Raw genomic sequence first — 24,709 nt, 5'->3', positions numbered from 1 at the left:
GGGAAGCACGGACCGGGCGGCGCCCTCCTCTCGCACAGGTCACACGGTGGATACGGCTCAGACCAGCGTTCGGTCGTCGGTACGGGACGTTCCCGACCCGGTTGCCCCGCTCCCCGGGCCGCCCGGGCCCGCGCCCGGGCCCCGATCGCCGGCGGTGGTCGGCAGGGTGGTCCGGTGGCCGGGCCACCAGGCGTGCCGACCCAGCAGGCTGGTCAGCGTCGGGACCAGCAGCATCGCCATGACGAAGGCGGACAGCAGGATGCCGAACGCCACGGCGAAGCCCATCTGCTGGAGCATCGAGTTCTTGGCGAGCATCAGCACGCCGAAGGTGCCGGCCAGGATGACCGCGGCGGCGCTGATCGTCGGCGTGGTGGCCGTGACGGCGCGCCGCACCGCCTCGCGCGGGCTGCGTCCGGCCCCTATCTCCTCGCGCAGCCGGGCCACCATCAGGATGTTGTAGTCCGTACCGATGGCGACCACGAAGAGGTAGACGATGATCGGCAGGGTGAACAGCAGGCCCTTCTCGCCCGCGCCGTTCTGGAAGAGCCAGACCGTCGCGCCGAGGGTGGCGGCGAAGCCGAGGGCGACCGACACCATCAGGTACAGCGGGGCGACCAGACTGCGCAGCAGCAGGCCCAGGATGAGCATGATGGCCAGGCCGGCGGCCGGGAAGACCACCTTGTAGTCGCGGTTGACGGCCGTGCTGATGTCGGCGAGCACCGCGGACGTGCCACCGACGAGGGCCCTGGCGCCCTCGGGCGCGGCCCCGTGGGCGGCGTCCCGCAGCGGACCCGAGACCAGGGAGAGCGCCTTGTCCTCGGTGGGCTTGAACTTCAGCACCACGCTGTACTGGGCGATGCCGCCGCCGGCCCCGGGCGTGGCGGGGGAGACGGAGGCGACCCCGTCCACGGCGCCCAGCGCGGCGCGGAACGCCTCCAGCCGGGCCGGGTCCAGGGCGGAGCCGTCGCGCTGTTCCAGGTAGACGGTGGTCGGGTCGGTCTGCCCGGCCGAGAAGCCGCGCTGGAGGTCCTTCATCGCCTGCACGGACTCGGTGTTCTGCGGCAGCGAACTGTCACCGTCGAACTCCGCGTGGAAGCTGAGGACACCCACGGCGAGCACCGCGAGCACGGCGGAGGTGACGCCCGCGACGATGCCCGGACGCTTGGCGGCGAGCCCGCCGATCCGGCCGGCGAGGACGTTCTTCGGCTCCTTGCGCCAAGCCTTGGACGGCCAGAACGCCTTGGCGCCCAGCAGCGAGAAGACCGCCGGGACCAGCGTCAGACCGGCCACCAGGGCGACCGCCACCGAGATCGCCAGCGAGGGGCCCATGGTGCGCAGCATGCCCATCGTGGACAGCAGCAGCGCCAGGAACGCGACGATGACCGCACCCGCGGCGGACGCGATGGTCTCGCCCACCAATGCCACCGTGCTGATCATGGCCTGCTTGGGGTCCTGGCCGCCGCGCAGCAGCTCGCGGTACCGGAACAGCAGGAAGAGGATGTAGTCGGTGCCGACGCCGAAGAGGACCACGATCAGGATCGCGGATATGGAGCCGTCCGCCTTCAGCCCGAAGAGCTCGACCGCCGTCGAGATCAGTCCGGTGGCCACCACGAACGCCATACCGATGATCACCACCGGCAGGACCGCGATGAGCGGGCTGCGGAAGATGAGCAGCAGCAGCACCACGATGAGCAGCAGCGTGGCCGACATGATCATGGCGTCGGTGTCGCCGGAAGCCTCCTTGGCATCCACCGCACTGGCCGCCTGCCCGGTGAAACCGAGCGAGAGGTCCGTGCCGACGAGGAGCGACTTCGCCTCCTCGCGCAGCTTCTTGACCGACTCCCCGAGCGCCGGGTCGTAGGGGTCCTTGACGGTCGCGACGACCTGCGCCAGCGCGACGGTGCCGTCGGGGGAGACCGCGTCGGGGCTGCTCTCCACCCGCTTGATGAGGTCCAGGCCCTTGGCCTGGAGACCGGCGGAGACCTTGGCCACGGCGGCCTTGTCGGCGTCGGTGAGCGTCTTGGAGTCGCCGCGCCGGAAGACGGCGATGGCAGCCGGCTGCTCATGCTGGGGGAACGCGCGTTCCTGTGCCTTCGCCGCCTGGACGGACTCGTAATGGGAGGGCAGGAATTCGGCCTGGTCACTGGTGGACTTCAGCTGGGGGGCGAGTACGGCCAGCGCCACCGCCGCTATCAGCCAGGCCGAGATGGTCACCCAGGGCCGGAGGACGACGAAGCGTCCGATCCGTCCGAACATGAGACTCCTTCACAAGCGTGGGACGTCAGGAATATGTCCCACGAGGCTAGGGAGCGGGGACGCGGAGCGCTGCGACCGTGTCCGGTTGCTGTCACGCCCCCGCCGCCCTCAGGAACAGCCGCGCTGCCAGTTCCAGCCGATGAAGGTGTTGCGCAGCTGTACGTCGAAGCGGCAGTTCGCGGTGCCGTCCGCATTCAGGTCGACGTACGAGTGGTGCGCGTTGGCGTAGGTGTTTCCGGAGAAGTCGAAGATTCCCTTGTACGTGAAATCGGCGTGCGCCTCGGTGCGCGAGGCGCCGCAGTCGGTCGTGCAGTCGGTGCTGTGCACGGCGGACTTCAGCGACCAACCGGCGTTCCACGGTTCCCGGTTCCAGCCCTGCGTGACCGTGGTGGACGCGGTGCTGATCCGGCCGTCCCCCGGGGTCCACCGGGAGGTGGTGTAGAGGCCGGTCATCCGGATGTTGCAGCAGTCGTACATCTCGTTCCAGCTCGTGAGCCGGCGCTCGGTGGCGGCCCGGGCGTCCCCGGCCGCGGCGGCCGGCCGGCTCCCGACCGCCTTCTGCGCGGCGCCGTCCCGCGGCGCGGGGACCAGCCGGGCCTCGCCGAACACCGGCTTGCAGTCGGCCCCGATGGTGACCTGCTGCCGCACGGCCATGCCGGCCGGGGGCGCGGGCAGCGACCCGGTCAGCCGCACCTCGCCGCACGCGCGCACGGACGGCGCGGGCACCGGGTCGGCCATCGGGGCGGCCGAAGCCGAAGAGACCGTCAACGACATGGTCGCGGCGGCGAATACGGCGGCGCCGAGCATCATTTTCCTACGCAATTCCTCAAGCCTTCCTCGGAGATTTCCGTGAGGGAGCGTAAGGGCCCGGCCGCGGGGCGAACCGGCCCGGGAAAGGTTTGGCAGGAAGCTGACACAGATCTGGTCAGGCCGTCGGAAGGCGCTCCGCGGAGCCGCTGTCAGCAGGCTGCCCGGGCTCCCGGCCCCGTGGCACGATCCTGACAGCCCGACGTCCGCGTGGCCATATCGATGCGACGTTGTTTCCCGGAAGTACACGAAGCGCACGGAAGCGCACACGATTCCACGGGCGCACTTTCGTTCGACCCATCAATTCGAGAGGGAAATCATCATGGCCAAGAAGGCCGTTTACGAGGCACCGCTCTTCTCCGCCGCCGGCTCCTTCCGCGAGATGACCGGACTGTGGGGCCCGCGCGGCAACGACTGGTTCACGCCGTACGCGATGGTCTGAGCGGACACCCTGGAGTGATGTGATGTCAGGCCACGGCATGCCCTTCTTCTTCGCGTTCCCGGACTGCGAGGCCGCGGGCGCCGTGGCCCGACGCCTGTGCGAGGACCGCCCCGGACTCGGGGTGGTCCCGCACGGCTCCGGACGGCCCTGGATCGTCGGCCACTGGCCCGACGGCGCGCCCCTGGTCGCCCGGCACCGCGACACCGCCGTCGCCCTCGTCGGCTCCTTCGCCGTCGACGGCGACGAACTGCGCGAGCGCACCCGCCACGTCCGCACCCCCACCGACCTGGACGCCCTGGCCGGCGCCCTGCCCGGCCAGTTCCACCTGATCGCCGCCGTCGCCGGGCAGCTACGGGTGCAGGGCACGGCGTACGGGACCCGCCGGATCTTCCACGGCCGCGCCGACGGGACCGTCGTCACCGCCGACCGGGCAGCCGAGCTCGCCGCGCTGCTCGGCGCGCGACCCGACACGGCCCAGTTGGCGCTGCGCCTGTTCCACCCCGTACCCGCCCCCCTCGACCAGCGCGCCATGTGGCACGGCGTCGAGGCGGTGCCGCCCGGCTCCTGCCTGGTCGTCCCCGACGGAGCCGCTCCCCGCGAACACCGCTGGCACCGGCCGCCCGAACCCCACCTCAAGATCGCCGAGGGCGCAGCAGCGGTGCGGTCGGCCCTGCTCGCCGCGGTGTCCGTACGCACGAACGGCGGCGGGCTGATCAGCGCCGACCTCTCCGGCGGCCTGGACTCGACCTCCATCTGTTTCCTCGCCGCCCGGCAATCCCGGGGCGCGCGGCTGATCGCCTGCACCTCCACCGGCGACGAGAGCGAGAACGAGGACGGCCACTGGGCCCGACTCGCCGCGCGGGAACTGACCGGCACCGAGCACCACGTCCAACCGGAGGACGAACTGCCGCTGTTCTACAGCGGCGTGCTCGACCCCCGCGACCGCTGGGACGCGCCCTCGCCGTTCGCCGTCAGCCGCCACCGGGCCACCGCCCTGGTCGCCCGGATGGCCGAACGCGGCTCCCGACTGCACCTGACCGGCATCGGCGGCGACCACCTCTTCTTCGGTGGCGCGGGGCACTACCACTCCCTGCTGACCCGCAGGCCCCTGCTCGCGCTGTCCCGCCTGCGCGGCTACCGCACCCTCTACGCCTGGCCCCGTCGCGAGGTGCTGCGCGAACTGGCCGACCGCCGCGACCACCACGCCGCCTTCGCCCGACTCACCGTCCGCACCTCCGGCTCGCTGTCCCTCAGCCGACCCGGCTTCGGTTGGATGCACCCGCCGGTGGTGGCCCCCTGGTTCACCCCCGACTGCCTCGACATCGCCGAACGCGTCCTGGCCGACGCCGCGGGCTCCGTACGACCGTACGCGCCCGACCGAGCCCGCCACGTCGAGCTCGCGGCCGTGTACGCGGGCACCCAGGAGGTGCGGGCCTACGACGATGCCGCGCGGCAGGCGGGCGTACCCGTCGCCCACCCGTTCTTCGACGACCGGGTGGTCGACGCGGCCCTGTCCGTACGACCCGAGGACCGCGTCACCCCGTGGGCGTACAAACCCCTGCTGGCCCGGGCCATGCACGGCATCGTGCCCGCCCGCAACCTGAGCCGCAGCACCAAGGGCGACGGAACCCCGGACGCCGTGGCGGGCCTGTACCGCCACCGCGAGGAACTGGCCGCCCTCTGGGAGGACAGCGCGCTCGCCGACGCCGGGCTGGTGGACGCCGCGGCGCTGCGCCGGCTGTGCCTGGCCCCCGGCTCGTCCGAACTCGCCGACAACGCCCTGTACTCCACGCTCGCCTGCGAGTCCTGGCTGCGCACGGCAGGCACGGCATCCACCCGAACCACTGGGAGAACGGCATGAAACTCCGCAACCGCGAGCACCTCAGCGTCGCCGACACCGAGTACGGAGGAGTGCTCCTGGACGGCCGCAGCGGCGAGTACTGGCAGCTCAACCCGAGCGCCGCGGTGATCGCCCGCACCCTGCTGGACGGGGGCGGTTCCACGGAGGCGGTGCTGCGCCTGACCGAGGCCTTCGAGGTCGACGAGGAACGGGCCGCCGCCGACGTGCACGCGCTCCTCGCGGCCATGCGGGCCGCCGGGGTGGTGCAGGAATGAGCCTGACCACCGCCCTCCCGAGAGACCGCGGCGCCCGACTGCCGCTGCGACGGCGGCTGTGGATCCGGACCCTGGTCGGCGCGGCCCGGCTGCTGGTCCTCCTCGCACCGCACCGCCTGAGGCGGGTGCTCACGTTCCTGAGCCGCGGAGCCGCCCCGGCGACGGCCGCGCAGGCGCTGCGGGCCCGCGGCGCCGTACTGGAGGCCAGCCTCGCCATGAACGGCATGCGCAGTTGCCTGCCGCGCTCCGTCGCGGTCGCACTGCTCTGCCGCAGCCGGGGCGCCTGGCCGACGTGGTGCGTCGGCGTACGGGCCGCGCCACCGTTCACGGCGCACGCCTGGGTGGAGGCCGAGGGCGGGCTGATCGGCGAGAAGGGACGCTACGAGAGCTGGTCCCGACTGATCACGGTCGGCCCGCACCAGGGGCGGCGTTCCCGCCGGGGGCCCGCCGGCTCGTCGGACCGGGACGGCGCCACGTCGGCAGGAAGCTGACAAACCGCTGGTCGGCGCCGGTGTCCGTCGTACTGGCACCTTCATGTCAGTGCTGTTGTCCGGCAACGGGAGCGCGACCGAGGCTGGTCCGAGCGCATATCTGAACGTCACCGGTTCGTCCGTTCGCGAAGGGGATTCCCCATGGGTGCTGTGGGTGCGGGACAATTACGCGGGGCCGACGCGTCCGTGTCGCCGGACCTCCCCGCGGCCGGGCTGCTGAGCCGACTGGCCCTGGACGAACCCGAGTTCGAGACCCGGATGCGGGAAGCCCTGACCCGGGCCGAGAAGTGGCTCCAGGCCACCGCGCACGACGCCCTCGACCCCCGGGTGGCCGCCCTCACCGGCCACCTTGCCGACGCCGGCGGCAAGCGGCTGCGGCCCCTGCTGGTCCTGCTCGGCGCCGAGTTCGGCGATCCGTGGACCCCCGGGGTGACGCAGGCCGCCGCCATCTCCGAACTCGTCCACATCGCCTCGCTCTACCACGACGACGTCATGGACGGCGCCGCCACCCGCCACGGGGTACCCAGCGCCCACGCCCGCTGGGGCGAGCGCGCCGCCGTCCTCGGCGGGGACTGGCTGCTCGCCCGCGCCGCCCAGCTCGCCGCCGACCTCGGACCCGCCGCCGTGCACCTCAACGCCCGGGCCGCCGGACGGCTCGTCGCCGGCCAGCTCCGAGAACTCGCCGGTCCGGGCCCCGACGAGGACCCGGTCACCCACTACTTCCACGTGGCCGCCGGCAAGACCGCCGCCCTGCTCGCGATGTCGCTCGGCATCGGCGCCACCCAGGCCTGCGCCCCCGCCGCGGCCGTCGCCGCCCTCACCGACTGCGGCGAGCAGCTCGGCATCGCCTTCCAGATAGCCGACGACCTCCTGGACCTGACCTCCCCGGCCGAACTCACCGGCAAGGAACGCGGCAAGGACCTGCTGGCCGGCGTACAGAGCCTGCCGGTGCTGCTGGCCCGCGAGAGCACCGATCCGGCCGATGCCGAACTGCGCGACCTCCTCCACGCCGGCCCCGTCCCGGCCGCCGCCCTCCCGCGCGCCCTGGACCTGTTCGAGCGCTCACAGGCACCGGCCGAGACCGAGGCCGTGATGCACCGTCGACTGGACCGCGCCCGTACCGCCCTCGCCTCCCTGCCCGCCCTGCCCGCCCTGCCCGCCCGGCGGGCCCTGCTCGCCCTCTGCGACTACGTCGCCCTCCGCACCAGCTGAACCGCAAGGAGCCGCTGCCCATGACCATGGCCGAACGCGTCGCCGAACTCGTCCGCATCCGCCGGGAAGTGCTCGACGGCGTTCCGGCCGCCACCGAGGCGCAGCACGCCAAGGGCAAGCTGACGGCCCGCGAGCGCATCGCGCTGCTCCTCGACGAGGGGTCGTTCCACGAGGTCGAGCAGCTGCGCCGACACCGCGCGACCGGCTTCGGCCTGGAGGACAGACGGCCGCACACCGACGGCGTCATCACCGGCTGGGGCGAGGTCGAGGGCCGTACGGTCTTCGTCTACGCGCACGATTTCCGGATCTTCGGCGGGGCGCTGGGCGAGGCCCACGCGACGAAGATCCACAAGATCATGGACATGGCCATCGCGGCCGGCGCCCCGCTGGTCTCCCTCAACGACGGCGCGGGCGCCCGCATCCAGGAGGGCGTCTCGGCGCTGGCCGGCTACGGCGGCATCTTCCGGCGCAACACCGAAGCCTCGGGCGTCATCCCGCAGATCAGCGTCATGCTCGGTCCGTGCGCGGGCGGCGCCGCCTACTCGCCGGCGCTGACGGACTTCGTGTTCATGGTCCGTGACACCTCGCAGATGTTCATCACCGGCCCCGACGTGGTCCGCGCGGTGACCGGCGAGGAGATCACCCAGAACGGGCTCGGCGGCGCCGACGTGCACGCCGAGACCTCGGGCGTCGCGCACTTCGCGTACGACGACGAGGAGACCTGCATCTCCGAGGTCCGCTACCTCATCACGATGCTGCCCTCCAACAACCGTTCCACCCCGCCCCCCGCACCCTGTGACGACCCCGTCGACCGGCGCTGCGAGCGCTTGCTCGACCTGGTGCCGCTCGACGGCAGCCGCCCCTACGACATGCGCGAGGTCATCACGGAGATCGTCGACGACGGCGATCACATGGAGGTCCACGAACGCTGGGCCACCAGCGTCATCACCACCCTCGCGCGGCTGGGCGGGCAGGTCGTCGGCATCGTCGCCAGTCAGCCGCAGTCCCTGGCCGGAGTCCTCGACATCCACTCCTCCGAGAAGGCCGCCCGCTTCGTCCAACTGTGCGACGCCTTCTCGATCCCGCTCGTCACACTGGTCGACGTCCCCGGCTTCCTGCCCGGCGTCGACCAGGAGCACGGCGGCATCATCCGACACGGCGCCAAGCTGCTGTACGCGTACTGCAACGCGACCGTCCCCCGCGTCCAGGTCATCCTGCGCAAGGCGTACGGCGGCGCGTACATCGTCATGGACTCCCGTTCCATCGGCACCGACGTCTCCTTCGCGTGGCCGGCCAACGAGATCGCGGTGATGGGCGCCGAAGGAGCCGCGAACGTCGTCTTCCGCCGCCGGATCGCCGCGGCCGACGACCCGGAGGCCGTACGCGGGCAGCTCGTCAAGGAGTACAAGGCGGAGCTGATGCACCCCTACTACGCCGCCGAACGCGGGCTCGTGGACGACGTCATCGACCCGGCCGACACCCGCTCCGCCCTGATCGGAGCCCTCGGCATGCTCCGCACCAAGCACGCCGTCACCCCCACCCGCAAGCACGGCAACCCCCCGATGTGAGGACGGTTCCATGCCCATGACCCTGCCCGCGGCACCCCCCGAGGCACCCCTCGAGGCCCGGCCCACGACACCGCCCGCCGCGACCCGGGCGCCGCTGCCCGCCGGAGCCGCCACCCCGGTACTGGACGGCCCCCTTGCCCCCGCCCTCTTCAAGGTCATCAACGGCCGCCCCACCCCCGAGGAACTCGCCGCCGTGGCCGCCCTGATCGCCGCCCTGACGGCCGCTCACCACGGCCCCGCCCGGGCGACGGCCGACCGGGCCGCGCCCTGGCAGCCCTCCGGACTGCTCCCGCCCGCCTCCTGGCAGGCAGGCGGCTGACCTGCGCCGGGGCCGGGGCCTGGCAGCTTGCTGCCGCCCGCGTTGTCCGCCCCGGGCGCGACCTGTACCCCAGAGGAAGGCGGCCCACCGGTCGCCGGGTACGGCTGCGGCCGAGTGAGGAGGGCAGCCGTGCTCCAGCTGGTGTTCCGGATCCTGGGCCCCCTGGACATCAGCGCGGAGGGCCGCCCCGTCGCCCTCCAGGGAGCCCGACAGCGCACCATCATGTCGATGCTGCTGCTCAGACCGGGCCGGGTGGTCTCCGTCGACACCCTCGCCGACGCCGTCTGGCACGGCAACCCGCCCGCCACCGCCCGCAACCAGATCGCCATCTGCGTCTCCGCGCTGCGCAAGACCCTCAAGACGGCCGTCGGCCTCGACGACCTGCTGGTCACCAGCCACCCCGGCTACATGCTCCACACCGGCGAGCACCGCATCGACGCCGTCGAGTTCGAGGAACGGGCCGCCGAGGGCCGGGAGGCGGCCCGCCGAGGCCGCGGCGACGAGGCCCGCGCCCACTTCGAGGAGGCCCTCGCCATGTGGCGGGGCCCGGCCCTGGCCGGCGTCACCGCCGAACGGGTCGAGGCGGAGGCGGCCCGACTGACCGAACTGCGCCTGGGCGTCCACGAGCAGCTGACCGCGATCCGCCTCGAACAGGGCGGGCACCGCGAACTGATCGGCGAACTCACCGGCTTCGTCCGGGAACACCCGCTGCGCGAACAGGCCCTCGGCCAGCTGATGCTCGCCCAGTACCGCTCCGGGCGCCGCGCCGAGGCCCTGGAGGCCTACCGGATCGGCCGCCGGCTGCTCGCCGAGGAACTCGGCATCGACCCCGGACCCGCCCTGCGGGAACTGCACGACGACATCCTCGCCGACTCGCCCCGGCTGACACCGGCCGACGGGAGCGTCACCCCGGCCGTCGCCGCGGCCGCCGTACCCGCCCACCTGCCGCCCGCGCCCGCCTCCTTCACGGGACGCGCCACCGAACTCGCCTCCCTGGACCGGCTGCTGGAACACCAGGGCGGCCCCTCCCTGCCCGTCGGCTCGATCGTCGGCACCGGCGGCGTGGGCAAAACGGCCCTGGCCGTGCACTGGTCGCACCAGGTCGCGTCCCGCTTCCCCGACGGGCAGCTCTTCGCCGACCTGCGCGGCTACGACGAGGAGGCCCCCCGCCGACCGGGCGCCGTCCTGGACCGCTTCCTGCGCGCACTCGGTGTGCCCGGCCCGCAGATCCCCGACGAACAGGCCGAACGGACCGCCCTCTTCCGGAGCGTCCTGGACGGCCGCCGGGTCCTGATCGTGCTGGACAACGCCCGTTCCTTCCAACAGATCCGCCCCCTGCTGCCGGGCACCTCGGGCTGCTGCGTGCTGGTGACCAGCCGCGACAACATGGGCGGGGCGCTGGCCGGTGACTACGCCTTCGTGCCGCTGCACCTGGCCTCGCTCGGCCAGGACGAGGCCATCACCCTGCTCTCCAAGGTCGCGGGCGACGACCGGTTCACCGCGGACCCGGTGGGAGCCAACCGGCTGAGCGAACTGTGCGACCGGCTGCCCCTCGCCCTGCGCATCGCCGCCGCCCGGCTCGCCGCGAAACCGCACTGGACGGTCCGTACCCTGGTCGCCCGCCTGGAGGACCAGCGCCGCCGGTTGGACGAGCTCAGCCTCGACTCGCGCGGCGTCCGGGCGGGCTTCAGACTGAGCTACCGCGACCTGCCCGCCGACACCGCCCGCATGTTCCGCCTGCTGGGCTCGCTCAACATCACCGAGTTCTCGGCCTGGTCCGGCGCGGCCCTCCTCGACATCGACCCCGTCGACGCCGAGGACCTCATCGAGCACCTCGTCGACGCCCAACTGCTGGAACCCCTCAGCGCGGGAGGCGGCCACGTCCGCTACCGCTTCCAGGACCTGCTGCGCCTGTTCGCCCGCGAATGCGCCGTGGCCGAGGACGGCGAGGCGGAACTGCGCGCCGCCCTGCGCCGGGCCTGCGCGGTGTGGCTGGGCCTGGCGAAGGCGGCGCACCGCCGCATCTACGGCGGCGACTACACCGTGGTACCCGGCACCGCCCCGGTGCGCGAGCTGCCGGACCACCTGGCCTCCGACCTGCTGGAGGACCCGATGGAGTGGCTCGAAGCGGAACGCCCCTCCCTCACCGCGCTGATCCAGCAGGCGGCCCGGGACGACGAGTCGGGCTACGCCTGGGACCTGACGATGTCCAGCGTGACGCTCTTCCAGAGCCGCAACTACCTGGAGGACTGGCGCGAGTCTGCCGAAGCCGCCCTGGACGCCGCCCGCCGCACCGGCGACCGGCTGGGGGAGGCGGCGATGCAGCAGTCGTTGGGCACCCTGGAGATCATCCGGTGGGACCACGACAGCGCGTACGCCCGCCTGAACTTGGCCCTCCACCTGTTCGAGGAGTTGGACCAGGCCCAGGGCCGCGCCCTGGTGCTCCGGAACCTGGCGCTGTGCGAACGCCACCGGGGCGATCTGGACGGTGCGGTGGAGCGGGGCCGGCTCTCGCTGGAGATCTTCCGGGAGGTCGGCGACCACTACGCCGAGACCCATGTGCTGGGCATGTTGGCGCAGATCGAGCTGGAACGCGGCAACGCGCAGGCATCGCTGATGCTGTCCTCGGAGGCCGTGGCCAAGAGCCGGGGGCTGGGCACCGTACGGGCGGAGGCGCACAGCACGGTGCGGCTGGCCGAGGCGCTGCTGCAGAGCAGGGACGGCGCGCGGGCGGAGGAGGCCTGCCGGCGGGCCATGGAACTGGTGCTGGGCAGCGGCGACCGGCGGGGCGAGGCCCATGTGCTGCGCGCCCTGGGCGAGGCCCTGTGGTGCCAGGACCGGCTGGACGAGGCCGAGTCGGTGCTGCGCGGCGCGGTGCGGACCGCGTCGGAGGTCCCGGACACGTTCCTGGAGGCACGGGCGGCCGGAGTGCTGGGAAGCGTACTGATGCTGCGAGGGGACCGGGCCGGCGCCGCGGGCAGCCTGCGGGCCGCGACGGAGCTGTTCACGGAGGTCGGTTCGCCGGTGTGGCGGGATCGGGTGGAGCGGATCCTGGTGGTGCTCGCGGAAGGCGAACCGGTCGGCTCACCACAGCTGTTCGCGCTCGTACGACCCTGACGTCGGCGGGGTCCCCGGCGGTCTCGGCGCTCCCGGCCCTCACGGCGTTCATGGCGTTCATGGCGTTCACGCGGGGATCGTGTCGTCTCAGACCCACGGGTCGTCCTGGAGGGTCGAGGCCGGGGCGGAGACCCACGGGTCGTCCATCGTGGCAGCGGCGCTGACCGAGACCCACGGATCGTCCCCGGCCGCGGTGGTGACCGTGGCCGCACCGAGGGCGGCCACGAGGACCGCCGTGGTGGCGGCGACCCGGCCCATCGGGGCGAGAACGGCGGTGGCGGCGGTGCGGCGGGCGGTGCGGGCGATGCGGTTCACGAGGGTCTCCTTCGGGTCGGTCTCGGCGCTGCCCTTCGGCATGTCCACCAAGCTAGGGAGACGTCGTTTTTCCCCGCTTTCAAAGCGCTTTCGCTCCACTGAAATCGATCCGAGGGCGATGAAAAATCGCAGGTCACTAGCTTTTCGCACGGCGGCACGGACGGTCCGGGCCCGCCGGCGAAGACGCGGAGGAGACCATGGACTTCACGCTCCTCGGGCCCGTGGCGGCCGAGCTCGACGGCCGTCCGGTCGCCCTGGACGGCGCCAAGCAGCGCACCGTGCTGGCCGCCCTGCTCCTCGCGAACGGCCGGGTCGTCACGGACGAGCGCCTCACGACCCTCCTGTGGGGCGAGGAACCGCCCGCCACGAGCACGAGCCAGCTCTACACGTACGTCTCCCGGCTGCGCACCCGGCTCGGGCCGGGCCACGGCCTGGAGCGGCACGGCGCCGGCTACCGCCTGGACACCGGTGCCCGCACCGTCGACTGGCACACCTTCCAGCAGCTCGCCGACGCCGGCCGCGCCGACCTCCGCGCGGGCCGGCACGCCGATGCCGAACGCCGCCTCGCCGACGCCCTCGCCCTGTGGCACGGCCCGGCCCTCAGCGACGTCACCGACCACCTCGCCACCGCCGAGGGCCCCGGCATGACCGAGACCCACCTGGCCACCGTGGAACACCACACGGAGGCCGCCCTGGCCCTGGGCGAGCACACCACGCTCGTTCCGGTCCTGACCCGCGCGGTCACCCGCCACCCGCTGCGCGAACGGCTGCGCGCGCAGCTGATGACGGCCCTCGACCGCTGTGGCCGCCGACCCGACGCCCTCACGGCGTACGAAGCGGGCCGCCGCCTCCTCGCCGAGGAACTCGGCATCGACCCCGGCCCCGAACTGCGCACCCTGCACCAGCAGATCCTCGCCGGGACCCTGCCGGGCCCGACGCCCCCGCGACGCGACACCGCGCTCCCGGCCCCGGCCCCGCCCCGAGACCCGGCCGCGACGCCCATGCCGCCCGTGCCGCCCGTGCCGCTCGCGGTGCCTGCCCTGTCCACGACAGCGGCAGTGGCAATGGCAGCGGCAGTGGCCGCGCCGACCGCCGTGCCCGCCCTGCCGGTGCAGGCGGCAACGGCCGTGGCGCCGGCGCCGACCGCCGTGCCCGCGACGGACGCCTTGCCCCCCACGGCCGCCGCGCCCGCGACGCCCCCCTACCCGACCCCGCACGGCTGCCCCGCCGCCCCCGGCGACTTCACCGGGCGCGGGACGGAACTGCGCGAGGTGCTCGCCGCGCTCGGCGCGGGCCAGGACGTGGTCGTGACCGGCGCCCCCGGCACCGGCAAGTCCGCCCTGGCCCTGCACGCCGCCGAACGCGTCCGCCGCGACTTCCCCGGGGGCCGGCTCTACGCCGACCTGCGCACCGCCGACGGCACGCCGTGCCCGCCCCGCCAGGTCCTCGGATGGTTCCTGCGCGCCCTCGGGGTGGACGAACACCGCATCCCCGACGGCGTCGAGGAGCGCACCGCGCTCTACCGCACCCTCCTCGCCGGCCGCCGCGTGCTCGTCGTCCTCGACAACGCCGCCGACGACACCCAGGTACGTCCCCTCCTGCCGGGCGGCGGGGACTCCCGTACCGTCGTCACCGGCATCCGCCCCGGCCTCGCCGGCCTCGCCGGCACCCGCCTGGTCCGGCTGGGCCCGATGACCCCCGCCGAGGCGACCCGCCTCCTCGCCCGGATCGTCGGCCCCGAACGGCTCGCCGCCGACGCGGCATCCGTCGCCCGGGTCGCCGAGTACTGCGACCGGCTCCCGCTCGCCCTGCGCATCGCCGCGGCCCGGCTCGCCGACCGACCCCACTGGCCCGTGTCCCGGCTCGCCGCCCGGCTCGCGGCCGAGGACGGCCGGTTGGCCGAACTCCGCATCGGCAGCCTCGACCTGGCCGCCACGCTGCGCCCGACCCTGGAAGGCCTCGACGGACCCACCGCGGCAGCCCTCGACGCGCTCACCGCCGCCGGCCTGCGGGTGCTCACCCCGGCCGACGCCGCCGCCGTCCTCGACCTCCCGCACCACGAGGCCGAGGACGTCCTCGACCGCCTCGCCGACGCCCGCCTCCTCGAACCGGGGAGGCACACCGAGGGCGCCGTCCCCCGCTACCACCTGGCCCCCCTGGTCAGGCTCTTCGCCCGGACCCGCGTACTCGTCCACTGACACGTCCCTCGCGACGCCCGACGTCCGTCCCGGCGTCTCTCCCGACGTCCGTCCCGACGTCCCGACATTCCGACGTCCGAGGCCCCCTCGGCGTCCCTTCCCGCGGCGGCCCGGTGAATCCCACCGGGCCGCCGGCGCCGTGTTCCGGCGCCGTCAGCCGCAGCCTCCCGCGTGCCCCTCGTCCAGGCCGTACGTCGCGATCCAGCCGTTCTCCGCGGTGCCCCGCACGGCCAGCTCGTTCAGCGCGTCGACGTAGTCCGCGAGCAGATCGGCCCACGGGGTGGCGCCGTCGCGCAGCAGCAGTTCCTGATCCACCGCCGCGGTGTTCTCGATCTCGGTCAGGATGTCCAAGGGGTGCTGGACCTGGGGCAGCTCGAACATTTCCGATTTCCTCCTGTCGGTTCCGGGCCCCGTTCAGGTCCCGCACCAACAGATTGGAATCAGCCCCTATGGGCGATCTCCTTTCCGGCTCGCACCCCGAATACAGCTGCTCCATGGATGGAATATGGAGGGAATGCAGAGCGGCTCCCCACCCTTTTCCCATGGACAAGAGCGCGGAACGGACCGCCCCCGCCCCCCGCACGGACGTGGTGATCGCCGGCGGTACCCTCACCGCCTGGATCGCCGCCGCCCGGCTCGCCTCCGCCTTCCCCGGCACGGTCCGCATCACCGTCCTGGAGACCCCGCACCGCCCGTCCGGGCAGGTCACGGCGCTGGCGCCGACCGCGCAGCGCACCCTCTTCGACCCGCTCGGCGTCCTGGAGGACGCATGGATGCGGGCCGCCGACGCCTCTTTCTCCGCGGCGGTCAAATACGTGGACTGGTCGGCCCCGCACACGCACGTCTACATTCCGCGGAGCAGCCCGATCCCGGACTGCGAGGGATTTCCGCTCTCCGACGCCTGGACCCTGCGCCGTACCTCCGGACGGACCGTCGCCCCTCCCGACCACGCCTGTTTTCGCGAGCCCCCGCTCATGGACGCGAAGAAATCACCGCGCTGGCTGGACGGCCGGGCGGCAATTCCCTACGGCTGGCACGCGGACACCACGATGCTGACCCATTTCCTGCGCGCGAGGGCTGTCCGGACCCACGGGGTCCGGCTGCTGACCGGTGACCTGCTCGGCGCCGACCGCGACACCCGCGGCAGGGTGACGGCCCTGCACACCACGCGCGGCACCCTGAACGCCGACCTCGTCCTGGACTGCACGGGCGAGTCCCGCTCGCTGATCGGCGGTGTGCTGGCCGAACCCTTCACCGACGAGACGGACCTCGTCCCCACCGACAGCAGCATCACCATGACGGTCCCTCACGACAGCGCCCTGCACGGCGTCGAGCCGTACACCACCGCCACCGCGGTACGCGGCGGCTGGACGTGGCGCCTGCCCCTGCTCGGCCGCCAGGGCGCCGGCGCGGCCTACGCGAGCGGCCGCACCACCCCCGACGAAGCGGCCCGGGGCCTCACCGGCGCCCTCGACCCGCGCGGGACGCCGCCGCGACTCACCCACACCCGGCACCGCCCGGGACGGCCCCGGCGCTCCTGGGTGAACAACTGCGTGGCCCTCGGTACGGCCGCAGGCTTCACCGACCCCCTGGCCGAGGACCACGCCGTCACCCTGGACCTGCTGGACCGCCTGATCCGGGACTTCCCCGCCGCCGACACCCCGGAGGCGCCCGCGGCCCGGTTCAACCGGGCGGCCGCGGCGCACCACGAGCGGGCCCTCGACCTCGTGCGGCTGCGGCATCCGGCCCGGCGGACGCCGGTCCTCTCGGACACCGCGCGAGCGGCCCTGGAAACCCACCGCGCCGGCCTCGCACCGACCCCCGACGAACTGCCGCTGCGCGCCCTGCTGACCGCCTTCAGCCCGGGTACGGCCGCCCCGCCCGCGGCCCTCGCACGTCATCCCGGCGCCCTGCGCGCCGCCGAGGAGCACTTCAGCCGTATCGAGCGCCACCAGCGCACCCTCCTGGAAACCCTCCCCACGGCCCACGACTACCTCGCCCGACTGCACGCCCCGACCGCCCACCGCGCCCTCCCGTCCCCCGGGCCGGCGGCTCGGGTCGGCGGTCGCAGGTGCTGACCGCACCCGGAGCGGGATGTCACGTCCGCGGTGCCGGGGGCGGGTGGGACGCGCGATACTGGCCCCATGGCGCAGCAGCTCTCCTCTCCCGTCCCCCCGACCATGGCCGGCGAGGTCCTGCGCACCCGGTACGCCGACCGGCTGCCCGCCTCCCTCGGCGAGCTGACCGGCCCCACCTGCGGACCGGTCGCGCTGCCCCCGCACATCGCCTGGTCGGGGCTGCGCACGTACGACCTGGACCGGCCGCGCCAGCGCATGAGCCTCTACCGCACCGTCCTCGCGGAAGGCCTGCGCGAGGACCTGACCGGCCTGCTCGACCAGCACCTGCTGATCGCGCAGTGGCCCGTCCTGCGCACCCTCATCAGCCGCCACGTCCGGCAGGTCTGGGAGGACGCCTTCCCGCGGCTCGCCCCCCGGGCGGCCTTCCCGGCCGCGTGAGCCCCGCCGGGTGAACCTCAGCGCGCTCCACCGCCGGCTCCTCGCCGACGTCATCGCCATCGGCAGCCCGTACCCCCTGGTGATCACCGGCGGCTACGCCGTCCAGGCCCACGGCCTCGTCGACCGCCTCAGCCAGGACCTCGACGTCGCCACCGAGAACCCGGCCCCGATGGACGACATCGCCGCCGACCTGGTCCACGAGCTCACCAAGCGCGGCTGGGGCGTCGACGTCATCGGCGTGGACCCGCTGTCCGCCCGCATGATGGTCACCGACCTCCGCGGCGGCGGGCGCTGCGAGGTCGACGTCCTGAAGGAGAACCTCTGGTCCGCGCCGCAGGACACCGAGTACGGGCCGGTCCTCGCGCTCGACGACGTCATCGGCACCAAGGTCCGGGCCCTGGCCGACCGCGGAGCGGTGCGCGACCTCATCGACGTCCACGCCGCGCACCGCCACCACCCCTTCGCGGGTCTGGAGCGACTCGGCGCCCGGCACGGCCGCGACGAGTTCCGCCTCGACGACCTGCACGCCCGCCTCGGCGGCGCCGACTGGTACGACGACGAGGAGTTCGCCGCCTACGGCCTCGACGACGACGCCATCGCCACCCTCCGGTCCTGGGCCCGGTCCTGGGCCGACGACATCGGCCCCCGGCTGTCCGCCGACCAGGACGACGAGCAGGACGACGACCAGGACGACGAGCCCTACGCGTAGCCCGTATGAGGGCCCCTCGACTTCCCGCCTGCGCCGATAAGAAACAAATAAGATTCATGCGCATGCTTCCCCGGGCGCCGGACAGAAGGAGCCTCGGAGGTAATACACATGGTTCCCCTGCTGCTTGTTCTTCTGCTCGCTCTGATCCTCTTCGGTGCCGGTTTCGCGGTGAAGATCCTTTGGTGGGTCGCCATCGCCGTACTGGTGCTGTGGCTGGTCGGATTCGTCGCCCGCCCCAAGGGCGGCAGCGGCCGCTGGTACCGCTGGTAGACCGGCGACGTACCCGCCCCGCATGTGAAACACGCGGCCCGGGGGAGTGTCGATCGGCATTTCCGGGGCAGGCGAATTTCTGACGGTGTGGCATCCCGGGGTCTTCCCAAAAAGAACTCCGGGAAAGCAATCACCGAAATCAATGAAGGAGTTGTTCGTATGACTGAGAACGTATGGGGTTACCGCGAGACGTCCGGCCACCTGGCCGGTACGGACCTGACCGGCTACAAGGTCGAGGCCACGGACGGCTCCATCGGCAAGGTCGACAAGCACTCCGACGAGGTCGGGTCGGCGTACCTCGTCGTCGACACCGGCCCGTGGATCTTCGGCAAGGAAGTGCTCCTTCCCGCCGGTACGGTCCAGCGCGTCGACGCCGACGAGCAGAAGGTCTACGTCGACCGGACCAAGGAGCAGATCAAGGCCGCTCCGGAGTTCGACAAGGACAAGCACCTCGGCAACGAGGACTACCACCGCCAGGTCGGCGGCCACTACGGCGGCCCGAACCGCATCTGACGGCGCATGGCCCAAGCGTCGGGGCCGGGGCGGCGACCACACGGTTGCCGCCCCGGCCCTTCGCCGTACCCGGGCCCACGCAACCGGAGCGGTGCGCCGATGCCGATGCCGATGCGGTTGACGAGACACGGCCAACCATCCCGTAGGTTCGGCGCATGCACACCACGTTGACGGAGCACGCCCGGTGCCTGTGGGGCGACGAGTACGCTCCGACGCCCGACTGTGACGTACGCGATCACCACTCGATGTACTTCACCGAGGAACTCACCTTCGCCGATGCCGACGAGATCCTCGCGATGCTGCACGCGCTGTGCCCCAACGTGGTCGACGGCTTCCTGCCCGTCTGGGTCCGCAACCTCGGATACCGCCTGATCCTGCTCCAGCGGCCCGACGAGCCGGCGCTGATGCGGGCGGCGGCCATCAACCTGGCGGCGTTCGGACCCTCCTGGGACGACATCTCCGACGACCTCCGCGACAGGGCGAACGCCCTGGACCCCGAGGGCTTCGTCACCTGGTGACGCGGGACTCCACTCGCCCCGGAAGCCCGGCGCCGGTCCACTTCCGCCCTACCGCGCCCAGTCGACGCCGAGTGCGGCGAGGGCGGCGAGCCGGCGCGGGTCGAGGCGGTCGCGGCGCTGCTCGTGGTTCATGAGCCACACCCCCGTGCGGTGTTCACCGCTGTACGGGAGCAGTTCGACGTGGCCGCGGGGGACCACGCCGGTGCCTTCCCTGCGCACGTACCGCGCGAGGGCTTCGAGGCCCTGCTCGAAGGCCGCGCCGCCGCGTTCGGGCGCCGGCCCCGTCGCGGTCCCGGGGACCCGGACGGCCGCCGTCACTCCCAGCCCGCCGAGCCGCCGCCGCTGCTCCGCGTTCAGCCGGTTCCAGTCGCGACGCTGCGTGGCGAGCCGGCGTCCGATGTCGTCACCGTGCCGAGTGACCCCGGGCACGATGTCGTCGACGCCCGCCCCGGCCGTCAGGGCCTGCCGCGGGTACGTGAGGTGACGTTGCCAATCCACGGTCCAACCCAGCGGACCGGGGTTCCAGTCCGGATCGATCGCGGCGAGCTCGTCGGCCCGCCGGCGGGCCCGCACGGGGTCCTTGCCCAGCCCGCCGGGCCTGCGCACGTTCGTCAGCCACAGCCCGAGCTGCGGGGCCGACGTCGTGGAGCGGACCCCCGGATCCGACAGGGCCGGGTCGTCATCCACCCACCGCCGGGGGTCCCCGAAGGCCACGGCGCCCGCACCCCCACGCAGCCGGGGTGCGCCGTACCCGGGCAAGCGGCGGCCTGGTTGTCGCCGGGGGACGGGCCGAGGCTGGGGACATCACCCACTGCGCGGAGGCGGCGACGGCGGGCGCGCAGGCGCGTCGCCGCGCGGCCGCACGGGCCCTCGCCCCCTCCGCCCCGGCATGACGGAACGGACGGACCTCCCGTGACTCCCCCCGACACCACCAGCCCTGCCGTACTCGAACAGCTCCGCCGACGGTCCGCCGACCGCGAGCGGCGGCGCATCCTGTTCACCGGCGCGACCATCGTCACCATGGACCCCGACCTCGGCGTCCTCCACGGCGCGGATCTGCTCGTCGAGGACGAGACCATCGCCGCGATCGGCAACGACCTGAGCCGGGACGGCGCCGTGGTCGTCGAAGCCACCGGAACCATCCTCGCCCCCGGCTTCGTCGACACGCACCGGCACGCCTGGCAAACCCAGCTGCGCCGGATCATGCCGGACGTCGACGACCTCGGCGCCTACGTGATGTCCACCCTCGCCGGCCACGCCACCGTCTACCGGCCCCACGACATGTACGTCGGCACCAAACTGGCCGCTCTCACGGCGATCGACGGCGGCATCACCTGCATGCTCGACTTCTCCCACAACGCGCGCACCCCCGAGCACTCCGACGCCGCCGTCCAAGCCCTCATCGACACCGGCATCCGCGGCGTGCACGCCTCCATGGGCCCGCACTTCGGTGACTGGGACCGACAGTGGCCCGGCGACCTGGCCCGCCTCAAGGACACCTACTTCGCCCACGAGGACCAACTGCTGACGCTACGGCTGGCAGCCCTCGCCACCGACGCGATAGCCGGTCCCGCCCTCGCCCACGGCACCGAACTCGCCCGCACGGCCGCCGAACTGGGGATCGGCGTGAGCGTGGACGCCGTCTTCGGGGCCGCGTCCTCGGAGGCCGTCCTCAGGTGGGAGAAGGCCGGCATCCTCGGCCCCGACCTCACCCTCATCCACGCCACCGGCCTGACCCCGGCGGCATGGCGGGCGATCGGGAACAGCGGCACGACCATCGCCCTGGCCCCGACCTCGGACGCCCAGATCGGACTGGAGACCGCGATCCCCGCGATCGACGAGGCCCTCTCGGTCGGGGTGCGCCCGGGTCTCAGCATCGACGTGGAGGTGGCCCTGGCCAGCGACATGTTCACCCAGATGCGGGCCCTGCACGCCATCCAGCGGATGCGCGCCGCCAACGCCGTCCACGGCACCGACCGGCAGCCGAACCGCATCACCACCCACGACGTCCTGGACTTCGCCACCCTCCAGGGCGCCCGCACCAACGGCCTCGCCGACGTCACCGGCTCGCTCACCCCGGGCAAGAAGGCCGACCTGCTCGTCATCCGGGCCGAGGACCTCAACAACATGCCGCTCAACGACCCGATCGGCACCGTCGTCCTGGGCTCCGACGCCCGCAACATCAGCGCCGTCCTCATCAACGGCGCGGTACGCAAATGGAACGGCCAGGTCCTCGACGTCGACCTGCCCGCCCTGCGCGACGAGGTCCACGCCTCGCGGGAGCACGTGCTCACCACCACCCCCGCGGCGGCCTGACCGGTGCACCCGACCCTTCCGCCGATGTCCCTCCACGGCTCCTCCGACGACCGAAGCAGGTACTGACATGACAACCGATCACCGGGGTGGCCCACGCCGTGACGGCGGCGTCCCACACGATCTGCGCGCCCCGGAAGGCAGGCCGCTGTTGCTGACCGGCGGCGCCGTGGTCACCGGCGACCCGCTGCTGGGCGACTGGCGGGAGGCCGACGTCCTCATCGGCGGCACGGTGATCGTGGGAATCGGCCCCGGCCTGCTGACCGCGGCCGGCGACGACAACATGATCGTCATCGACTGCGCGGGCACCCTCGTCCTGCCCGCCACCGCCGACTTCACCACCCGGCGCCCCGCCGCGACCCTCACCCCCGGCCGGCCCGCCGACATCGCCGTCCTGCGCCTGGCCGACGCCCCCGGCACCCCCACCGGCACGCACCTCGACATCCTGGTCACCGCCGGACAGGTCCGCCTCTGGAACGGTCGTCCCCTCGACCTGAACGCCGCCGCCGTGGAGCCCCGACGGGGCGAGCCGATCCACGACGCCGATCGGGCGCACCCGTTCCTGGGGACGTGGGTCGACGACAAGGACTTCGTACGCCAGGAACTGCTGCCCGACGGCCGCTACGACGAGGCACGCGGCGAGCGCCCCAGCGCTTACCGAGGCCGCTACTGGATCACCGGCAACCGCATCGACTACCTGGACGACCTGGGCTTCTGGGCCTTCGGCGAGTTCCGGGACGGCGTCCTGCACCACGCCGGATACCGCTTCACCCGCCGCCTCTGACGGAACCTCGCACCCCGCCGCGCTCCCGCGATCCGGTCAGTGCTCCGTCGCGGACTCCCGGCGGCGGGTGGCGTGCAGGCTCCCGAGCAGGGCGAGGGCCTGGGCGCCCGGGCTTCCCGGTTCGGCCTGGTAGACCACCAGTTGCTGACCCGACGCCCCGCGCACGTCGAAGGTCTGGAAGGTGAGCGAGAGCGGACCGACGTCGGGGTGGAGGAGCTCCTTGCCGTCACGGGTCTTGCCGTACACGGTGTGCGAGGACCACAGCGCGGCGAACTCCTCGCTCTCCTCCACCAGCGAGCCGACGAGATCGTGCAGTTGCCGATAGTGCGGGTCGAGGCCCGTGGCGTGGCGCAACGCGGCGACGACCCCCTCGGCCGCCCGCTCCCACCGGGTGAAGAAGGTTCGGGCGGCCGGATCGAGGAAGGTCATCCGGGCCAGGTTGTCCGGCTTCGCGAACGCTGAGAACAGCGCGTCGGCCAGCGCGTTCGACGCCAGGAAGTCGGTGGCCGGGTTCAGGACGAACGCCGCGGCGTTCGGGTAACCGTCCAGCAGCTGCCGCAGCGGGGCACTGACCGTTTCCCGAGGTCGCGGCCGCTCGCCCTCCGGTGCGGTGCCCGCCAGCCGGAACAGGTGCTCCCGGGCCTCGTCGTCCATCCGCAGGGCGTTGCCGATGGATTCGAGGATCTGCGGGGACGGGCTGCGTTCGCGGCCCTGTTCGAGGCGGGCGTAGTAATCGCTGTTCATCCCGGCCAGGACGGCGACCTCCTCCCGCCGCAGCCCCGCCACCCGGCGGGCACCGTACGAGGCCAGCCCGACGTCACCGGGTCGCAGGCGGGCACGGCGAGCGCGCAGGAAATCTCCGAGATCGTTGCTGGTCACCCGCTCAGGCTAAGCCGCCGCCCCCACGGGCTGCCTGGGTGCGCCGTACCCGGTCACGGCCCGCTAGTCGCCGGTCGTGCCGTCGAGCATCTCGCGCAGGATGTCGAGGTGGCCGTTGTGTCGGGCCGTCTCCTCGGTGAGGTGGAGCAGGATCCAGCGCAGGTCGACGTGCAGGCCGCTGCGGCCGGCCCGCCGGGCCTTCTCGTCCAAGCTGTTGCCCGCGACCAGCTCGCGGTGGCGCGCGCTCTCGGCGGCGTACTCGTCGAGCAGTTGCGCGAGCGGGAAGTCGACGGCGATGCGCATCTCGCGGTCGGGGTCCTCATCGGTCCAGGGACCCTGGTCCTCCTCCCCGAGGAAGACCACGTGGAACCAGTAGTACTCGACCCAGCGGAGGTGGTTGATCAAACCGCTCATGGTCATCAGTGGCGAGCCCGGGAGGAGCGCCTTGCGCGCGTTCTCCGCGGAGACGCCGTCGCACTTGGTGCGGGCGGTGTCGCGTGCGTAGTCGAGGAACGTGGTGAGCTGGGTGCGCTCGTCCCACGCGGGCGGCGTGTCGTCGATTCTGGTCATCGCCCGAAGAGTCCCCGATCGGTGCGACCGATGTCGAGCCGTTTATCGACGGCCCCTACCGGCGCCCCGCGGGCGCCCTGACCGCCACCGCTCACCGCCACCGCTCACCGCCACCGCTCGGCGGTCAGCGGTGGTCGGGGCTCAGCAGTGCGGCGGCCGCGGTGATGAAGGCGACGGACGCCGCCTTGGCCGCGTGCCGACGGGCGTCCAGCTCGCTCCGGTCGGCGGCCTTGCGCAGCACGTAGGTGGCGTCCGCGGCCAGTTGAGCCGGTCCGGCCAGTTCGGGGACCAGGATCTGAAGCCGGATGTGGGGCGCGGTGATCGCCGCCCGGGTGTCGTGGGACTTCGTCTGGGCCTCCAACTGGTGTTCGGTGCCCGCCCCGGTCAGCGCCAGACGCTCCCGGTGGAAGATCGCCGAACGGTGCGCGTCCAAGGCGGCCGCGAAGTCGGTGACGGCGCCGAGCTGGTCCTGGCGGTGGCTGACGGCACGCTCCTCGACGCGTGCGGTACGCGCCGAACGGTGCTGGAGGATCCCGGCGGTCAGGGCACCGGCGAGGGTACCGAGTACGGCGACGATCGAAGGCCATATGGACATCAGGTGTCGGGTCCTCTCGGGCGGTCGGTTGCGGCGATGAGGTGGGCGAACAGCAAGGGCCACGGCGGCACTTCCCCCACAGGGCTGCCCACGACGCGCGGCGAACCCACCCCCGCGACCGGCCCCCGGGACCATGATCACCCCTCCCGGGCCGCCCGGTGCACGGGACGCCCGACAAGAGCGCACCGGCACCGGCGCCGCG

At 73.1% G+C, this 24,709-nt stretch carries 25 protein-coding genes; 17 read left to right on the top strand and 8 right to left on the bottom strand.

The window, feature by feature from the left end; translation table 11 throughout:
* Positions 1–57 precede the first annotated feature (57 nt).
* Positions 58–2,256: an MMPL family transporter gene (locus tag ACFY0I_RS37610; RefSeq protein ID WP_388904167.1), complete on the bottom strand. Its 2,199-nt coding sequence runs from the start codon at positions 2,254–2,256 to the stop codon at positions 58–60.
* 108 nt (positions 2,257–2,364) lie between these two features.
* Positions 2,365–3,078 carry a hypothetical protein gene (locus tag ACFY0I_RS37605; protein ID WP_388904166.1) on the bottom strand — a complete coding sequence of 238 codons (714 nt, stop codon included), beginning with the start codon at positions 3,076–3,078 and terminating at the stop codon, positions 2,365–2,367.
* Positions 3,079–3,385: 307 nt separating this feature from the next.
* Between ACFY0I_RS37605 and ACFY0I_RS37600 the strand changes: the two genes are divergently transcribed.
* From ACFY0I_RS37600 to ACFY0I_RS37565, 8 genes are all read left to right on the top strand, one after another.
* Complete coding sequence (locus tag ACFY0I_RS37600; protein WP_362881555.1) at positions 3,386–3,505, top strand: keywimysin-related RiPP; 120 nt, start codon at positions 3,386–3,388, stop codon at positions 3,503–3,505.
* 22 nt (positions 3,506–3,527) lie between these two features.
* Positions 3,528–5,366 (top strand): asparagine synthase-related protein, encoded by a 1,839-nt coding sequence (locus ACFY0I_RS37595; protein WP_388904164.1) that lies wholly within the window; start codon positions 3,528–3,530, stop codon positions 5,364–5,366.
* Positions 5,363–5,620 (top strand): lasso peptide biosynthesis PqqD family chaperone, encoded by a 258-nt coding sequence (locus ACFY0I_RS37590; protein WP_362881558.1) that lies wholly within the window; start codon positions 5,363–5,365, stop codon positions 5,618–5,620. The genes ACFY0I_RS37595 and ACFY0I_RS37590 overlap by 4 nt, the downstream gene beginning before the upstream one ends.
* Complete coding sequence (locus ACFY0I_RS37585) at positions 5,617–6,111, top strand: lasso peptide biosynthesis B2 protein (protein ID WP_388904163.1); 495 nt, start codon at positions 5,617–5,619, stop codon at positions 6,109–6,111. Before ACFY0I_RS37590 ends, ACFY0I_RS37585 begins: the two co-directional genes overlap by 4 nt.
* 141 nt (positions 6,112–6,252) lie before the next feature.
* Complete coding sequence (locus tag ACFY0I_RS37580) at positions 6,253–7,323, top strand: polyprenyl synthetase family protein (RefSeq protein ID WP_388904162.1); 1,071 nt, start codon at positions 6,253–6,255, stop codon at positions 7,321–7,323.
* A gap of 26 nt (positions 7,324–7,349) precedes the next feature.
* Positions 7,350–8,891 (top strand): acyl-CoA carboxylase subunit beta, encoded by a 1,542-nt coding sequence (locus ACFY0I_RS37575; protein ID WP_388904177.1) that lies wholly within the window; start codon positions 7,350–7,352, stop codon positions 8,889–8,891.
* Positions 8,892–8,901: 10 nt separating this feature from the next.
* Positions 8,902–9,210, top strand: a complete 309-nt coding sequence (locus ACFY0I_RS37570) for an acyl-CoA carboxylase epsilon subunit (RefSeq protein ID WP_388904161.1) — start codon at positions 8,902–8,904, stop codon at positions 9,208–9,210.
* A gap of 129 nt (positions 9,211–9,339) precedes the next feature.
* Positions 9,340–12,327, top strand: a complete 2,988-nt coding sequence (locus tag ACFY0I_RS37565; RefSeq protein WP_388904160.1) for a BTAD domain-containing putative transcriptional regulator — start codon at positions 9,340–9,342, stop codon at positions 12,325–12,327.
* An 87-nt stretch (positions 12,328–12,414) separates the two neighbouring features.
* Here ACFY0I_RS37565 and ACFY0I_RS37560 read toward each other — a convergent pair whose 3' ends face one another.
* Positions 12,415–12,684: a hypothetical protein gene (locus ACFY0I_RS37560; protein ID WP_388904158.1), complete on the bottom strand. Its 270-nt coding sequence runs from the start codon at positions 12,682–12,684 to the stop codon at positions 12,415–12,417.
* 155 nt (positions 12,685–12,839) lie between these two features.
* Here ACFY0I_RS37560 and ACFY0I_RS37555 point away from each other — a divergent pair, with 155 nt between their 5' ends.
* Entirely contained in the window at positions 12,840–14,840 is a 2,001-nt protein-coding gene (locus tag ACFY0I_RS37555) for a BTAD domain-containing putative transcriptional regulator (protein WP_388904157.1), read from the top strand.
* A 153-nt stretch (positions 14,841–14,993) separates the two neighbouring features.
* On the opposite strand, the gene ACFY0I_RS37550 is transcribed toward ACFY0I_RS37555, so the two are convergent.
* Positions 14,994–15,221 (bottom strand): DUF6269 family protein, encoded by a 228-nt coding sequence (locus ACFY0I_RS37550; RefSeq protein WP_362881572.1) that lies wholly within the window; start codon positions 15,219–15,221, stop codon positions 14,994–14,996.
* Between the two features lie 161 nt (positions 15,222–15,382).
* Between ACFY0I_RS37550 and ACFY0I_RS37545 the strand changes: the two genes are divergently transcribed.
* The 6 genes from ACFY0I_RS37545 (at position 15,383) to ACFY0I_RS37520 (ending at position 19,366) form a co-directional block, all read left to right on the top strand.
* On the top strand, positions 15,383–16,918 hold the full coding sequence (locus ACFY0I_RS37545) for a tryptophan 7-halogenase (RefSeq protein WP_388904156.1): 1,536 nt from the start codon (positions 15,383–15,385) through the stop codon (positions 16,916–16,918).
* A 66-nt stretch (positions 16,919–16,984) separates the two neighbouring features.
* Entirely contained in the window at positions 16,985–17,356 is a 372-nt protein-coding gene (locus ACFY0I_RS37540; protein WP_388904155.1) for a hypothetical protein, read from the top strand.
* 10 nt (positions 17,357–17,366) lie between these two features.
* Entirely contained in the window at positions 17,367–18,065 is a 699-nt protein-coding gene (locus tag ACFY0I_RS37535) for a nucleotidyl transferase AbiEii/AbiGii toxin family protein (RefSeq protein WP_388904154.1), read from the top strand.
* A 108-nt stretch (positions 18,066–18,173) separates the two neighbouring features.
* Positions 18,174–18,335 (top strand): hypothetical protein, encoded by a 162-nt coding sequence (locus ACFY0I_RS37530; protein WP_053676175.1) that lies wholly within the window; start codon positions 18,174–18,176, stop codon positions 18,333–18,335.
* Positions 18,336–18,494: 159 nt separating this feature from the next.
* Complete coding sequence (locus tag ACFY0I_RS37525) at positions 18,495–18,848, top strand: PRC-barrel domain-containing protein (RefSeq protein WP_383997860.1); 354 nt, start codon at positions 18,495–18,497, stop codon at positions 18,846–18,848.
* A 155-nt stretch (positions 18,849–19,003) separates the two neighbouring features.
* The gene (locus ACFY0I_RS37520; protein ID WP_388904153.1) at positions 19,004–19,366 is read left to right on the top strand and encodes a hypothetical protein; all 363 of its coding nucleotides are present in this window, start codon (positions 19,004–19,006) and stop codon (positions 19,364–19,366) included.
* Between the two features lie 48 nt (positions 19,367–19,414).
* Here the strand turns inward: ACFY0I_RS37520 and ACFY0I_RS37515 are convergent, their stop codons facing one another.
* Positions 19,415–20,053 (bottom strand): hypothetical protein, encoded by a 639-nt coding sequence (locus tag ACFY0I_RS37515; protein ID WP_388904152.1) that lies wholly within the window; start codon positions 20,051–20,053, stop codon positions 19,415–19,417.
* A gap of 225 nt (positions 20,054–20,278) precedes the next feature.
* Here ACFY0I_RS37515 and ACFY0I_RS37510 point away from each other — a divergent pair, with 225 nt between their 5' ends.
* Entirely contained in the window at positions 20,279–21,682 is a 1,404-nt protein-coding gene (locus ACFY0I_RS37510) for an amidohydrolase family protein (RefSeq protein WP_388904151.1), read from the top strand.
* 67 nt (positions 21,683–21,749) lie between these two features.
* Positions 21,750–22,463 (top strand): Atu4866 domain-containing protein, encoded by a 714-nt coding sequence (locus ACFY0I_RS37505; protein WP_388904150.1) that lies wholly within the window; start codon positions 21,750–21,752, stop codon positions 22,461–22,463.
* A gap of 36 nt (positions 22,464–22,499) precedes the next feature.
* Here ACFY0I_RS37505 and ACFY0I_RS37500 read toward each other — a convergent pair whose 3' ends face one another.
* The 3 genes from ACFY0I_RS37500 to ACFY0I_RS37490 all read right to left on the bottom strand — a co-directional run bounded on the left by ACFY0I_RS37500 (position 22,500) and on the right by ACFY0I_RS37490 (position 24,507).
* Positions 22,500–23,342 carry a helix-turn-helix transcriptional regulator gene (locus tag ACFY0I_RS37500; RefSeq protein WP_388904149.1) on the bottom strand — a complete coding sequence of 281 codons (843 nt, stop codon included), beginning with the start codon at positions 23,340–23,342 and terminating at the stop codon, positions 22,500–22,502.
* A 63-nt stretch (positions 23,343–23,405) separates the two neighbouring features.
* Positions 23,406–23,912, bottom strand: a complete 507-nt coding sequence (locus tag ACFY0I_RS37495; protein WP_388904148.1) for a DinB family protein — start codon at positions 23,910–23,912, stop codon at positions 23,406–23,408.
* Positions 23,913–24,036: 124 nt separating this feature from the next.
* A complete protein-coding gene (locus tag ACFY0I_RS37490) occupies positions 24,037–24,507 on the bottom strand; it encodes a protein kilB (protein WP_388904147.1) in 471 nt (156 codons plus the stop codon).
* Positions 24,508–24,709 lie beyond the last annotated feature (202 nt).

The organism is Streptomyces sp. NPDC001568, from assembly GCF_042893755.1.
Taxonomy (GTDB): Bacteria; Actinomycetota; Actinomycetes; order Streptomycetales; family Streptomycetaceae; genus Streptomyces.
Note: the sequence above shows the minus strand (reverse complement) of the source record. Positions and strands in the feature narration are given on the sequence as shown.

Excerpts from the sequence above, each read along its gene's own strand:
- ACFY0I_RS37550 (WP_362881572.1), bottom strand. The coding sequence starts at position 15,221 with ATGTTCGAGCTGCCCCAGGTCCAGCACCCCTTGGACATCCTGACCGAG.
- ACFY0I_RS37545 (WP_388904156.1), top strand. The coding sequence starts at position 15,383 with ATGGACAAGAGCGCGGAACGGACCGCCCCCGCCCCCCGCACGGACGTG.
- ACFY0I_RS37520 (WP_388904153.1), top strand. The coding sequence starts at position 19,004 with ATGCACACCACGTTGACGGAGCACGCCCGGTGCCTGTGGGGCGACGAG.
- ACFY0I_RS37580 (WP_388904162.1), top strand. The coding sequence starts at position 6,253 with ATGGGTGCTGTGGGTGCGGGACAATTACGCGGGGCCGACGCGTCCGTG.
- ACFY0I_RS37525 (WP_383997860.1), top strand. The coding sequence starts at position 18,495 with ATGACTGAGAACGTATGGGGTTACCGCGAGACGTCCGGCCACCTGGCC.
- ACFY0I_RS37610 (WP_388904167.1), bottom strand. The coding sequence starts at position 2,256 with ATGTTCGGACGGATCGGACGCTTCGTCGTCCTCCGGCCCTGGGTGACC.
- ACFY0I_RS37555 (WP_388904157.1), top strand. The coding sequence starts at position 12,840 with ATGGACTTCACGCTCCTCGGGCCCGTGGCGGCCGAGCTCGACGGCCGT.
- ACFY0I_RS37530 (WP_053676175.1), top strand. The coding sequence starts at position 18,174 with ATGGTTCCCCTGCTGCTTGTTCTTCTGCTCGCTCTGATCCTCTTCGGT.
- ACFY0I_RS37505 (WP_388904150.1), top strand. The coding sequence starts at position 21,750 with ATGACAACCGATCACCGGGGTGGCCCACGCCGTGACGGCGGCGTCCCA.
- ACFY0I_RS37540 (WP_388904155.1), top strand. The coding sequence starts at position 16,985 with ATGGCGCAGCAGCTCTCCTCTCCCGTCCCCCCGACCATGGCCGGCGAG.
- ACFY0I_RS37590 (WP_362881558.1), top strand. The coding sequence starts at position 5,363 with ATGAAACTCCGCAACCGCGAGCACCTCAGCGTCGCCGACACCGAGTAC.
- ACFY0I_RS37575 (WP_388904177.1), top strand. The coding sequence starts at position 7,350 with ATGGCCGAACGCGTCGCCGAACTCGTCCGCATCCGCCGGGAAGTGCTC.
- ACFY0I_RS37595 (WP_388904164.1), top strand. The coding sequence starts at position 3,528 with ATGTCAGGCCACGGCATGCCCTTCTTCTTCGCGTTCCCGGACTGCGAG.
- ACFY0I_RS37495 (WP_388904148.1), bottom strand. The coding sequence starts at position 23,912 with ATGACCAGAATCGACGACACGCCGCCCGCGTGGGACGAGCGCACCCAG.
- ACFY0I_RS37570 (WP_388904161.1), top strand. The coding sequence starts at position 8,902 with ATGCCCATGACCCTGCCCGCGGCACCCCCCGAGGCACCCCTCGAGGCC.
- ACFY0I_RS37600 (WP_362881555.1), top strand. The coding sequence starts at position 3,386 with ATGGCCAAGAAGGCCGTTTACGAGGCACCGCTCTTCTCCGCCGCCGGC.
- ACFY0I_RS37585 (WP_388904163.1), top strand. The coding sequence starts at position 5,617 with ATGAGCCTGACCACCGCCCTCCCGAGAGACCGCGGCGCCCGACTGCCG.
- ACFY0I_RS37560 (WP_388904158.1), bottom strand. The coding sequence starts at position 12,684 with ATGCCGAAGGGCAGCGCCGAGACCGACCCGAAGGAGACCCTCGTGAAC.
- ACFY0I_RS37490 (WP_388904147.1), bottom strand. The coding sequence starts at position 24,507 with ATGTCCATATGGCCTTCGATCGTCGCCGTACTCGGTACCCTCGCCGGT.